Raw genomic sequence first — 12555 nt, 5'->3', positions numbered from 1 at the left:
GGCACGGGCGGGCGCTCAAGGCCGTCGCGAGGAAGCGGCTCAGGGCGATATACGCCGTGATGCGCGACCGGGTGCCCTACCGGGAGTAGCCCCGACGGTTGACAAAACTATAGGAACACCCAATGACCACTCATTTAAGTCTGTCCCCAATGACTAGTAGTAGGCCCACATGGCTTCGACTTCGTTGAGGACCTCTACGACGCCCCAGCGGCGGGCGCTGCGGCTGGCCGAGTTGGGGTCGTAGACGCCAATTTGGTTGGCATCGTCGATGCCGTAGAGCACGATGTAGTGGCCTACGTTGGTAAACGTACCGGGGCGCACTGCGGCGATGACGGGCGCACCCGAGCGAAGTGCTTGGGTAATCGATTCGCGATTGTTATAGAGCTGTGTTCCGTTGAGCCCCAGCTGCCACGCACCGCTTGTCATAAACGACCACTCGGTGGCACCAGTGGGGGCGTAGTTGCCGGCTTCGGCCAGTGCGCATATATCGACCGGCGTCTTATCGGTGTGGCCGGTCTTAAAGATATAGACCATGGTGAGGCAAGTGGGACCGCAAGCGTTTTCGCGAATAGTGCCACCGGCATAGGGCAGCTCCGACCATGCGGGGTCAATTTGGTAGATGTGGGGCATGGTGCCGGCCTGCCATTGCGAGCGTGGGGTCGAAAACGCAAAGGAGTAACCGGGCGCGACGGGAGCTTTAAGCAGCTTGTCCTCGGCAGTGGGCTCAAGACCGGCTGATCCGTGGGAGATACAGGATCCCAAAAACACAAAGACGAGGCAGGCGGTAATGGAGCAAAGCGCAAGGCGTAGGCGGCGGGCCGGAAGCGCGTGGCTTGTGGTGTGCGACGCGGGGTGAGGGGCGGAATTGCCGCGATCGCGTTGAGGTCGCGAAAAGGAGCGCTTGACGTAGTAGTCGGTCTTACGGCGATCGTAGCGGCGTGGCTGCGATGTGTCGGTCTGGCGTTGGCGTGTGCTCGTACTCACACGGTCTGACTGCTGCACGGTACGGCTTTGTTGCCGCGAAGAAGCCCCGGGCTGCTCTTGGGGGCGCTGCGGGTTGTCGTTGTCGGAGGTGCTTCTGGGCGTTGGCGTGGTGCGGCCGGCAAGGCGCACGCTTTGTGGCCGTTGGTCGCCGTCATTGTATCCGTATGCCATTCGAATCACCTTGCCTCATGTGTAACTTGTCTATCCTACATAAAAAGATGCACGACACATGGGCATGTGCGCCAAAAGCCTGACAAATGGTATGAACGTTGCCGCGCCGCGCGCCAAGCGCCACGGCAACAGGTATTCAAAAGCAGACAAGATGAAAGCGTCCAAGACGAATGACGTCTCCCGCCGTTCGTCCCAAAAACGGTGCCGCTCGTTTTGCAGTTCTGCCTTCGGTCGAGCTGCGAGCGGCGCTGCTGCGCCAAGGCCGTATCTTAAAGCCATGGAATAAAAGCGCGCGGCAAAACGGACCGCGCAAGGGGTGACGCCAAGGGCGTCAAATAGGAAAGGAGGGGAACAATGGCGGACAAGAACGCAGAAGTTGCAGTCGAGGATAACGGCGGCATGAAGAAAACGCTTTCGCTCTGGAACTTCTTCACCATCGGCTTTGGTGCCATCATCGGTACCGGTTGGGTTCTGCAGGTCGGCGACTGGATGGTCGTGGGCGGCGGTCCCGTTCCCGCTATGATCGCATTCCTCTTGGGTGCAATCTTCCTCGTGCCCGTCGGAGCTGTTTTCGGTGAGCTCACGGCTGCCATCCCCATTTCGGGTGGCATCGTCGAGTATGTCGATCGTAGCTTTGGCCGTACGCTGAGCTACATCACCGGATGGCTTTTGGCCCTGGGCAACGGCATCCTGTGCCCGTGGGAGGCCATCGCCATCTCGACCCTCGTGTCCGAGATGTTCGGCAGCCTGCCCGGCCTTGAGTGGCTGCGCGCCGTCAAGCTCTACACCATACTGGGGGCCGACGTCTACCTGTTCCCGACGCTGATCGCGCTCGGCTTTGCAGTCTACGTCATCTTCCTCAACTTCCGCGGCGCTAGCTCGGCCGCCAAGCTCCAGGCCTTCCTGACCAAGGCTCTGCTCTGCGGCATGCTGCTCGCCATGGGCGTCTCGCTGTTCACCGGCTCGCCGGACAACGCCATGCCCGTGTTCTCCCAGGTCACCGGCGCTGGCGGCGGCAAGGCCGCTACCGAGAGCACCAGCCTGTTTGCCGGCATCGTGTCGGTCCTGGTTCTGACTCCGTTCTTCTACGCCGGCTTCGACACCATTCCTCAGCAGGCTGAGGAAGCAGCCGAGGGCCTTAACTGGAACAAGTTCGGCAAGATCATCTCCCTGGCTCTGCTGGCCGCCGGCGGCTTCTACATGGTCTGCATCTACTCGTTCGGCACCATCCTCGACTGGCATGAGTTTGTTAAGAGCCCGGTTCCCGCGCTTGCCTGCCTCAAGGGCATCAACATGCTTCTGTACCTGGCCATGCTCGTCATCGCCACGCTTGGACCCATGGGCCCGATGAACTCCTTCTACGGCGCCACGAGCCGGATCATGCTCGCCATGGGCCGCAAGGGCCAGCTGCCCGAGCAGTTCGCCGAGGTCGACCCCAAGTCCGGCGCTCCCAAGCTTGCCTGCGTCGTTCTGGGCGTCATCACCGTCGTCGGACCGTTTTTGGGCAAGAACATGCTCATCCCTCTGACCAACGTGTCGGCTCTCGCCTTCATCTTCTCCTGTGGCATGGTCGCCCTCGCTTGCCTGCGCATGCGCTTCACCGAGCCCGACCTGCCTCGTCCCTACGAGGTGCCCGGCGGCAAGTTTGGCATCGGCCTCGCTATCGCTGCCTGCGCCATCATCATCGGCCTGCTTGTGATTCCGTTCTCTCCCGCCTCCCTCAACATGGTGGAGTGGAGCATCGTGATCGGCTGGTTGGCTATTGGCCTGGCTCTCATGGCTTTCACCAATTCCCGTAAAAAGTAACGCCTAGCCGGGGCGGATCGGGTGCGCGGGCCCCTCTCTTCCGCGCACCGAACCCGGCGCCACTTGGGTAGCTTTGTGAGGCCTTAACCCAACACGGCCTCGCCCACTATATGGATCCATAAGGAGGAACCATGTCCACTAAGTATGCAATCGTTGGCGGCAAGCTCATCGACGGTACCGGTGCCGAGCCGGTCGAGAACTCCCTCGTTCTCGTCGACGACAACGGCAAGATCGAGTACGCCGGTGCTATGCAGGACCTTCCCGAGGGCGTTGAGGTTATCGACGCCGCCGGCAAGACCGTCCTTCCCGGCCTGATCGACACCCACCTGCACTTCTCGGGCAACCTGACCGACGATGATACCGATTGGGTCATGCAGCCGCTCCTCGAGAAGCAGGCCGTCGCCGTGAAGCAGGCCTACGACTGCCTCACCCACGGCCTCACCACCGTCTGCGAGATCGGCCGCTTTGGTATCCAGATCCGTGACTGCATCGACAAGGGCGTCTTCAAGGGCCCGCGCGTTCTGGCCACCGGCCTTGGCTTCTGCCGCGTTGCCGGCCACGGCGACTCCCACCACTGCAGCCAGGAGCTCAACAAGGAATCGCACCCCTGGGGCGATCAGGTCGACGGTCCTTGGGATCTGCGCAAGGCCGTCCGTCGTCGCCTGCGCGAGAACCCCGATGCCATCAAGATCTGGGCTACCGGTGGCGGCATCTGGCGCTGGGACTCCGGCCGCGACCAGCACTACTGCTCCGAGGAGATTCAGGCCGTGGTCGAAGAGGCCAAGATGGTCGGCATCCCCGTGTGGAGCCACTGCTACAACAACCACGCCGCTGCCTACGATTCCGTTCGCTTTGGCTGCGAGCAGCTGATTCACGGCTTCGATATCGATGAGCGTACCATGGACCTCATGGCCGAGCAGGGCACCTTCTTCACCCCGACGATCGCCTTCCTGCCCACCTGGTACGCCACCTATCCGCCCGTCTACGTCCCCGAGCTGCACGACAAGTACGAGGGCACCCTGGTTGAGAAGGAGCTGCAGCGCAACTACGACTGCCTGCGCGAGGCCAAGAAGCGCGGCGTCGTCATGACGATCGGCTCCGACTCCTTCTCCTTCGTCACCCCGTACGGCACCTGCTCCATCGAGGAGATGTACGAGTTCGTCGACAAGATCGGCTTCACCCCGGTCGAGACCATCACCTGTGCCACCCTCAACGGTGCCAAGATGTGCCACATCGAGGACGAGACCGGTTCCATCGAGGCCGGCAAGTGCGCCGACCTGCTGGTCGTCAACGGTGACGTCGCCGCCGACATCCACGTGCTCAACACCGACAACATGGAAGTCATCATGAAGGACGGCTGGATTGTCGAGGGCGGCACCTTCGGCGAGGCAAACAAGTACAGCGCCTAAGCTACCGTTCATCGATGGCTTGATGTAAAACACAGTATTTGATTGCATAATGCAATGGAGAGGGTCGCTTGCGGCCCTCTTTATTGCTATGGGGTGCGTCGGTAAGAAGGAGATGACGGTGGATCTCAATAGGCTGATTCTGGGCAAGAGCTACAACTCTACCAAGGTCTTTCGTACCGCTCAGCATGTGGTTCAAGCCATTTTGCTCGGTATTGTCGTTCCGCTGCTTATCCTGCTGCTCATCTGGGATCTAACCGATAATCCCAATCCCGTTCCGGCCGTTGTCGTCATTGCCGGCTTGGTCATGCTGTGCTTCTTCTTCTCGTACGTCTTTGTCGTTCCCGACGACCTCACATCGAGCGCAACCGACCGCACGCTCGCCATCGCTTCAAAAATATTCGCCTACACGTCGCGCGGCCTTACGCCCGAAGCTGCCCTGGGCGCCTCTAAGATCATCCTGTCCGAAACTATCGCCTCTGCCATCTGCTTTACCGACGGCAAGCAGGTGTTGGCAAGCTGGGGCGAGGACTCGGCAAAATGCCCCGCGGGCACCCCGGTGGTGCTGCGGACTACGCTCAACGTGATCAACAGCGGTGAGCAAAGCGTGTTCTCGCGCGATGCCTCGACCGAGACAGGTGGCTACTTTCCGCGCCTGCGCGCCGGTATTGTCGCACCGCTTACCGTGCGCGGGCATTGCGTGGGCACGCTCGAGCTGTATTATCCCCGTCTGAGCAGCATCGATATGCGCCAGACGGCGCTTGCCTCGGGCTTTGCCGACCTCATTTCCACGCAGCTTGCGAGCTTTGAGCTCGAGCGCCAGGACGAGCTTACGGCCCGCGTGGAGCTGCGCGCCTTGCAATCGCAGGTCGATCCTCATTTTCTGTTTAACACCATCAGCACCATCGTGTCGCTCGTTCGAACCGAGCCCGACAAGGCGCGATCGCTGCTGATCGACTTCTCCAATTACTATCGTCAGACGCTTTCTGATTCCGATACGCTCACCACGCTCGAGCACGAGGTGGAACAGGGTACTCGTTATATCAATCTTATGCAGGCCCGGTATGGCGACGGCCGTTTGCGCGTCTCGGTCGATATCGACTTTGAGGTGCGCGATTGCATGGTGCCGCCGTTTATCTTGCAGCCGTTGCTCGAAAACTGCATCAAACACGCGCAGCGCGAGACCGAGCCGCTTTCTATTCGTGTTAGGGCTTTCGAGACCGATGACGGTTTGGAGATCATCGTCGAGGACGATGGCATCGGTATGAGCGAAGAGGTCTGCGCGCATCTGTTTGAGCAGCATCGCCTGAAGGAGCCCGAGAGCATTACCGCCGACGGCTCCATCAAACGAGGCTGCGGCTTGGCGCTCTTCAACGTGCTTCAGCGCATCCATTTCTTTTACGGAGAAGATTCTGGCATGCGCGTGAAGTCCCAGGAGGGCGTTGGCACGCAGGTCATCGTCGAGCTGAACGGCGAGCCGCATGAGCCGGCGCCGTTGACGGCGTAGCACGCGGTTGGATTGAGAGAAAAAGAGGGGAAGCACATATGTCCGAAGGCTGGAACATCTTGGTGGTTGATGACGAACCTCCCATTAGGGCCGAGCTACGCTATCTGTTGGAAAAGGATACGCGTGTGGGCCAGATTGCCGAGGCGGGCAATGTCACCGAAGCCGTGGAGTCGATTCTGTCGAACAAGCCCGACGTGCTATTTTTAGACATTACCATGCCCGGTCGCTCGGGAATTGAGCTTGCCGAGACGCTGCAGAACCTAAAGACGCCGCCGGTGGTTGTGTTTGTGACGGCGTTTGCCGAATTTGCCGCTGATGCGTATAACCTCGATGCGGTCGACTATGTCGTCAAGCCGGTCGAGGACGCACGCCTGTCAAAGGCACTCGACAAGATCGAGGCAGCCTTGGGTGCCCGTCGTGTTATCCATGCTCCGCGCCAGCCTTTGCGTCTGACGGTGGACCGCGGGGGCAAAAAGGTGTTCATTCCCGCCGCAGACGTCTGCTACTTTGAGGCGCGCGCCGATTTTTGCAACGCCATCTGCGCCGAGGGAACGTACCTGATCAATGAGTCGATCTCTTCGCTCGAGCGTCGCTTGGACTCCGAGGGCTTTATTCGCGTTCATCGCAGCTACCTGGTCAATTTGGAAGACGTGCACAATGTTGAGATTGGCTCCACGGGGTTGATGGAGCTCAGGCTCGACCGCGTGAACTCGACGGTACCGGTGTCCCGTCGTCGTGCCGCCGAGGTCAAGTCGCACCTGGGGCTTGCGTAAGAGGCTTGCGTGCCGTCGTTTACCATCGCAGGTTTGGCATGGGCGCGCGGTGGGCATAATGGGTGGCATCGAATGAAATCGAAAGGATCATTATGCCCGCGCTTATCACCCATCATCTGTTTGGCGAGGAAAGCATCGACCGTCTTCCGCAGGGCGTCATCACGTCCGATGAAGAGCGCATTGCCTTTATCTTGGGCAACCAAGGCCCCGACCCGTTCTTCTTTCACATTCTGACACCGCGTGTTTCCGACTGCACGCTGCTGGCGCAGGTCATGCATCGGTCGCGCATGTCTCGCCAGTTCGCGTGCCTACGCGACGGCGTGTCGCATCTGCTGCCGCGCGACGCCAGCTTGGGTCGCGCCTTTGCGCTGGGCCTGCTGTCTCATTACGTGCTCGACCGCAACGCCCATCCCTTTGTCTATGAGCAGCAGTTTGGCATCGTGGAATCCGATTCAGAGCTTGAGGATTCGAGCAGTCAGGTCCATGCCGTGATCGAGAGCGACCTGGATGTACTGATGCTGCAGCTTAAACGCGATGGCGCTACGGTCGACGATTACCCGCCGGCGGGCGAGATCGTCACCACCGATCGCATCAATCGCGTGGCCGGCGTGCTGATGAGCTATGTTGCCGGACGCGTGTACGGCATTGACATTCCGGCGGGGGAGTACGGTGCCGCCGTTGCCAATATGCAGCGACTTTACCGTGCGATTGAGCCGGCCGGCTCCGCAAAGACGCGCGCGATCTCGCTGGTTGAGGGCTTGGTGCACGACTACTCGCTGCTCGACGGCCTTGCCCATCGCGTGACGACGGAGCTGCCCGAGCGCACCGGTAACCTGGGCCACCTGACATGGAAGAACCCCTTTACCGACGAGGTCTCGAACGAGAGTTTCCCCGAGGTCTTTGATCGCGCGCTGGTCGATTACGAGTGCACGGTCGCACGTTTTATCGAGACCGGTGACATGGATGCCGTGACCAGTCACGTCAACTACAGCGGTCGCGTGCTCGAAGCCGATGAGGAGTTCGACCGCGAGGAATAGGGCCCGTGCGTGCCCCTTTGCCGAATCCTTACCGGCGGTTCTGGACAATTGGGGTACGATGAACTAACTGCATATCGGGCGAATACGAAGGGTCCCTGTCCATGAAATACACCAAGCTCGAGCGTAACTGGGTTATGTATGATGTGGGCAATTCGGCCCTCGTGCTGCTCAATACCTCGGTGGTGCCCATTTACTTTAACGCCATCAATACCGGCGCTTCTTCGGCCGACCTGGTGGTCGCCTGGGGCAATGCGCAGACGATTGCCTCGCTGGTCATCGCCATGCTCATGCCCATTCTGGGCGCGCTTGCCGACTACGCCGGCAACAAGATCAAGTTCTTCTTGGGCTTCTTCCTCACGGGCCTGGTGCTTTGCTTGGCGCAGGCTATCCCAATGTCCGCCATGGCATTTTTGACCGTGTACGTGCTGTGCACCATCGGCCTTAACTCTTCTATGACGTTCTACGACGCCATGCTGCCCGACATTACCACCGACGAGCGCATGGACGCCGTGTCCAGCTCGGGCTATGCCTGGGGCTACATCGGTTCCACCGTGCCGTTCGTCATCTGCCTGGCGCTCATCATGGGTGGCCCCGCTCTTGGCGTCCCTACCATGCTGGCAACGCGTCTGTCGTTTATCATCACTGGTGCCTGGTGGCTCATCTTTACCCTGCCGCTCATTCGCACCTATAAGCAAAAGTACGGTCGCGAGCGCGGTCCCGAGGACACCATCGGCCACATCGTGGGCGGTGTGTTCTCCGAGGTCGGACACACCATGCGCGAGATCGCCCACAACAAGACCGTGCTGGTCTACATGATTGCGTTCTTCTTCTATATCGACGGTGTGCACACGGTCATTTCCATGGCTACCAGCTACGGCTCGGCTTTGGGCATCGATTCGACCCAGTTGGTCCTGGCGCTGCTCGTCACGCAGTTCGTGGCCTTTCCGTCCGCCATCATCTACGGCAAGCTCGCCGGACGCGTGGGCACGCTCAACATGATCCTGGTGGCAGTCGCCGCCTACATGGGCATTGTGCTGTTCGCCGCGTTCTTCCTAAAGACCGCCTTTGAATTCTGGGTGCTTGCCATTATGGTCGGCCTGTTCCAGGGCGGCGTGCAGGCGCTTAGCCGTAGCTACTTTGGTCGCATTATCCCCAAGGAAAAGTCCAACGAGTACTACGGCTTCTTTGACATCTTCGGTCGCTATGCAAGCGTCATGGGCACTTTCCTAGTGTCGGTCGTCACCTCGCTGACCGGCAACCCGTCGCTGGGCGTCCTTTCCATTGGCGTGCTGCTGATCGTTGGCTTTATGCTGCTGGTCCGCCTGTCCCGCATGACTCGGGCGGCAGAGCATGCCGCATAGGAGCGAGCGGCTATTGTGCCTGTCCACGGTACTCTTTTGGGGTTATCCGCAATAAACATTGCGACTTGCGAGCAATGATTTGCCCAAGTGGGTATGATGGAATCAGCTAGGTCGCGGGGCGTCGCCTGTGTTTGGCGGCGTCCCGTTTTTGTGTTGCAGGGAGGGTAAGGCATGAACGCCACAGTCGTGATTCCAACGTATTGGGCGGGCGATGACGCTTGCGCAAACGCCCCTGGCACCTATGACCATTCGACGCGACTCAACGCCGACAATCCCGAACTCGACCGCTGCCTGGCCTCGCTTGAGCAGGTACGTGACATCCCGCGCATCATCCTTTTGGTGGTCTGTCCCGTTTCTGCCACAGCCGATGTGTCGCTGCGCGTGCGCGAGATTGTCGACGCGCATCCCACGCTCAAGGTCACCGTTGTCACCAACACCCAGGCCTCGCGCATTGCAGACCGGGTTGCTCAGATCGCGCCCAAGGGTTCGGGCGAGTGCGTGAGCCTGCGAGGCTACGGTGCCATCCGCAACATGGGGCTAGCCTGTGCCGCTGTGCTGGGGCATGACGCGGTTATCTTTTTGGATGACGATGAGACTGTCATCGACGCCGACTTTATGAAGCGCGCGACCTATGCGTTGGGGCAGCAGACGCGTCAGGGCTTGCCGATCTTGGTCAAGAGCGGCTATTTCTACGATCGCGACGGCTCGCCGCTGGCTCCCACGGACAAGGCGGGCATCTGCCATCGTTGGTGGACCAAGCGCATCGAGTTCAACCGTTGGATGAAAAAGGCGCTCTCGGGCACCCGCATCTCGCGCTCCAACTACGTGTGCGGCGGCCTGATGGCCCTGCACGCCCGCGCCTTTACGCGTGTGGCCTTTGACCCGTTTATCACCCGCGGCGAGGACTTGGATTACCTCTTTAACATGCGCATGTTTGGCTACGACGTGTGGTTCGATAACGAGTGGACCGTGCGCCATCTGCCTCCGGAGTCCGAAAAGCGCTCACCGCGCTTTATGCAGGATGTATACCGTTGGTACTACGAACGGGCCAAGTTGACATTCGCCGCGCATCAAAAGGATCTCATTCCCGTTACGGCGGCATCACTCATGCCCTACCCGGGCCCGTGGATTTCGCGCGAGCTCGACGACCGCGTGCGCAAGACCGCTATGGTCCGCAGCGTGTTTACCCGCGAGCATGAGGGCTACCTGCGCATCTGGCGCCACGGTATTGACGAGGCCAAGACCTACGCGCGCCAAAACGCCGCAAGCTACCTGCGTTTCCAGAGCTTTTGGCCCAAGATCATGGACGGGCTTTGGCGTGACGCACAACTGATCAGTATCCTGGAGGGGGCCGAATGATCGACCGCCGCGCCCAGCGCGATAGTTCAATATCAATCTTTCGCATCATTGCCGTTGCCTGCGCCATTTGCGTGCTGGTGTACTTTATTTTTGCCTTGGTGACCGGTATCGAGCCGATCGCCACGGTGATTGCCTGCGCGCTGCTGTGCATCTTTCTGTGCATCTTTATCTTTTTGACGCTCAATCCCGATTCGGTGCGCTCCCAGTACACCGAGGAGACGCTCTCGGTGGCCTCGGCCATGCTCGAGGACATTAAGGGCGGTCTGACGCAGGAGTCGGCGCGTTTGGTATGCCGGCGCATTTTGCCCGAGACGCGCGCCATGACGGTGGCCATCACCGACGAGGGCAACGTGTTGGCCTGCGCGGGCGAGTTTGAGGAAAAACTACTGCCAGATTCTCCCATCCACACGCTTGCCACACGCTACGTTATCGAACATGGCATCGTGCAGTCGTTCAACCGTATGGTGGATGTCGTGGGCTCGGATGGCTCGCACAACCAAGTCCCCGCCGGCATTATCGCCCCCATCAAGGTGGGCGATCGTACCGTCGGCACGCTCAAGTTCTACTACAAGACCCCGCGCGCCGTCGACCGTACCCAGTACGCGCTTGCCTCGGGCTTTGCCGAGATCTTGTCCACGCAGCTCGCCATCCACGAGCTCGAGGTGCAAAAGGAACTCGCAGCGCGCGCCGAGGTGCGTGCGCTGCAGGCGCAGATTAACCCACACTTCCTGTTCAACACGCTGAACACCATTGCATCGTTTACGCGCACCGACCCGCTGCGGGCCCGCGAACTGCTTCGTGAGTTCTCATCGTTCTATCGTGCCACGCTCGACAACTCGGGATCGCTTATTCCGGTCTCGCGCGAGGTTGCACAGACCAAGCGCTACCTTACCTTTGAGAAGGCCCGCTTTGGCGAGGACCGCGTGCTTGCGACGTTCGATGTGTCCGAGGACGTGGAAGATACGCTGGTGCCGGCGTTCGTGATCCAGCCGATTGTCGAGAACGCCGTACGTCATGGTATGGGCGATGACGACGCCCTGAGGATCGACGTGACCGTTCACCAAGACGGCGAGGATGCAATCTTGATTGCCGTGGCCGATAATGGCGTGGGCATGGATGAGGGTACCGCCGCCAGACTGTTTGACGAGCGCTCTGCCCGTCCCGACGCCAGCTCTCCCCAGGGTGGCGGCGCCGGTGTGGCCATGCACAATATTTCGGAGCGCATCCATCGCTTTTATGGGCCGCACTCCTATACGCGTGTTGAATCGGCGCCGGGCAAGGGCACCAAAGTGCTCCTTCATCTTGATTTGTCAGAGAGCATCTTCGACATTCAAGAGTAAAATAAAAGGCTACGGGCTCAACGTCATGCGACGGATGCCCGGCGTAGTTAGTTGACGAAAGGTTTTATCCCTATGCTGCGTGCGATGATTGTGGATGATGAGGCGCCGGCTCGCTCGGAGCTTCGCTTCCTGCTCGAGCGAACGGGCAAGATCGGCACGATCACGGAGGCGTCGAGCGTCCGCTCCGCCATCGAGATGCTTATGGAAAGTCGCGTGGATGTCGTGTTTCTCGATATCTCGATGCCCGGTGCCTCGGGCCTGCAACTTGCCGAGGCGCTGCATAAGCTCAAAAATCCGCCGGCGATCGTGTTTGTGACTGCGTATAGCGACCATGCGGTCGAGGCATTCGACGTGGATGCCGTCGATTATCTGATGAAGCCGGTCGAGGAAGCTCGCTTGGATCGCGCGATCGAGAAGGTCATGCAACGCGCCAAGCCGGTTACGGACAGCAAGGTGACCATCGAGCGTATCCCGGTGGAAAAGGGCGGCCGCAAGGTGCTCATTCCCGTGGACGACATTCGTTTTATCATGGCCAAGGACGATTACTCCTGCATCTATACCGTCGATGATCGCTTTTTGTCGACGACCTCGCTGGCGCAGTTTGAGGCCAAGCTCTGCGACTTTGGCTTCTTCCGTGTTCACCGCCGCTATATCGTCAACTTGGCGTGCGTCACGGATGTGGAGACGGTGCCCTCGGGCGCCATCCAGCTGGGCATTACGGGCGTCGACGAACGCGTGCCGGTTTCGCGCCGCCGCGTCGTGCCGCTCAAGAAGGCTCTGAGTCTCTAGCACACTGGCCCCGCAGCCCTGT

10 protein-coding genes are annotated in these 12555 nt (G+C 60.0%); 9 read left to right on the top strand and 1 reads right to left on the bottom strand.

All coding sequences use genetic code 11. From position 1 onward, the window contains the following. Window positions 1-153: 153 nt before the first annotated feature. Window positions 154-1155 (bottom strand): C39 family peptidase, encoded by a 1002-nt coding sequence (locus AAAV44_RS09370; RefSeq protein ID WP_349115414.1) that lies wholly within the window; start codon window positions 1153-1155, stop codon window positions 154-156. 354 nt (window positions 1156-1509) lie between these two features. Between AAAV44_RS09370 and AAAV44_RS09365 the strand changes: the two genes are divergently transcribed. The 9 genes from AAAV44_RS09365 to AAAV44_RS09325 all read left to right on the top strand — a co-directional run bounded on the left by AAAV44_RS09365 (window position 1510) and on the right by AAAV44_RS09325 (window position 12533). Beyond that, window positions 1510-2961: an APC family permease gene (locus tag AAAV44_RS09365; protein WP_055285287.1), complete on the top strand. Its 1452-nt coding sequence runs from the start codon at window positions 1510-1512 to the stop codon at window positions 2959-2961. 131 nt (window positions 2962-3092) lie between these two features. Beyond that, the gene (locus tag AAAV44_RS09360) at window positions 3093-4370 is read left to right on the top strand and encodes an amidohydrolase family protein (RefSeq protein WP_349115413.1); all 1278 of its coding nucleotides are present in this window, start codon (window positions 3093-3095) and stop codon (window positions 4368-4370) included. Between the two features lie 112 nt (window positions 4371-4482). Then, window positions 4483-5874, top strand: a complete 1392-nt coding sequence (locus AAAV44_RS09355; protein ID WP_349115412.1) for a histidine kinase — start codon at window positions 4483-4485, stop codon at window positions 5872-5874. A gap of 38 nt (window positions 5875-5912) precedes the next feature. Beyond that, window positions 5913-6647, top strand: coding sequence for a response regulator (locus AAAV44_RS09350; RefSeq protein WP_055285284.1), 735 nt, complete (start codon window positions 5913-5915; stop codon window positions 6645-6647). Between the two features lie 92 nt (window positions 6648-6739). After that, entirely contained in the window at window positions 6740-7684 is a 945-nt protein-coding gene (locus tag AAAV44_RS09345; protein ID WP_117746458.1) for a zinc dependent phospholipase C family protein, read from the top strand. Between the two features lie 101 nt (window positions 7685-7785). Then, window positions 7786-9045 (top strand): MFS transporter, encoded by a 1260-nt coding sequence (locus tag AAAV44_RS09340; RefSeq protein ID WP_006235159.1) that lies wholly within the window; start codon window positions 7786-7788, stop codon window positions 9043-9045. A gap of 171 nt (window positions 9046-9216) precedes the next feature. After that, complete coding sequence (locus AAAV44_RS09335) at window positions 9217-10404, top strand: glycosyltransferase (RefSeq protein WP_349115411.1); 1188 nt, start codon at window positions 9217-9219, stop codon at window positions 10402-10404. Further along, window positions 10401-11744: a histidine kinase gene (locus AAAV44_RS09330; protein ID WP_349115410.1), complete on the top strand. Its 1344-nt coding sequence runs from the start codon at window positions 10401-10403 to the stop codon at window positions 11742-11744. Before AAAV44_RS09335 ends, AAAV44_RS09330 begins: the two co-directional genes overlap by 4 nt. Window positions 11745-11816: 72 nt before the next feature. Continuing rightward, window positions 11817-12533: a response regulator gene (locus AAAV44_RS09325; protein WP_349115409.1), complete on the top strand. Its 717-nt coding sequence runs from the start codon at window positions 11817-11819 to the stop codon at window positions 12531-12533. Window positions 12534-12555 lie beyond the last annotated feature (22 nt).

Source organism: Collinsella sp. CLA-AP-H1, from assembly GCF_040092945.1.
Taxonomy (GTDB): domain Bacteria; phylum Actinomycetota; class Coriobacteriia; order Coriobacteriales; family Coriobacteriaceae; genus Collinsella.
Note: the sequence above shows the minus strand (reverse complement) of the source record. Positions and strands in the feature narration are given on the sequence as shown.

What these genes read in the sequence shown, in the direction of transcription:
- AAAV44_RS09370 (WP_349115414.1), bottom strand. Translation starts at nt 1,155, where the DNA reads ATGGCATACGGATACAATGACGGCGACCAACGGCCACAAAGCGTGCGC.
- AAAV44_RS09365 (WP_055285287.1), top strand. Translation starts at nt 1,510, where the DNA reads ATGGCGGACAAGAACGCAGAAGTTGCAGTCGAGGATAACGGCGGCATG.
- AAAV44_RS09360 (WP_349115413.1), top strand. Translation starts at nt 3,093, where the DNA reads ATGTCCACTAAGTATGCAATCGTTGGCGGCAAGCTCATCGACGGTACC.
- AAAV44_RS09355 (WP_349115412.1), top strand. Translation starts at nt 4,483, where the DNA reads ATGACGGTGGATCTCAATAGGCTGATTCTGGGCAAGAGCTACAACTCT.
- AAAV44_RS09350 (WP_055285284.1), top strand. Translation starts at nt 5,913, where the DNA reads ATGTCCGAAGGCTGGAACATCTTGGTGGTTGATGACGAACCTCCCATT.
- AAAV44_RS09345 (WP_117746458.1), top strand. Translation starts at nt 6,740, where the DNA reads ATGCCCGCGCTTATCACCCATCATCTGTTTGGCGAGGAAAGCATCGAC.
- AAAV44_RS09340 (WP_006235159.1), top strand. Translation starts at nt 7,786, where the DNA reads ATGAAATACACCAAGCTCGAGCGTAACTGGGTTATGTATGATGTGGGC.
- AAAV44_RS09335 (WP_349115411.1), top strand. Translation starts at nt 9,217, where the DNA reads ATGAACGCCACAGTCGTGATTCCAACGTATTGGGCGGGCGATGACGCT.
- AAAV44_RS09330 (WP_349115410.1), top strand. Translation starts at nt 10,401, where the DNA reads ATGATCGACCGCCGCGCCCAGCGCGATAGTTCAATATCAATCTTTCGC.
- AAAV44_RS09325 (WP_349115409.1), top strand. Translation starts at nt 11,817, where the DNA reads ATGCTGCGTGCGATGATTGTGGATGATGAGGCGCCGGCTCGCTCGGAG.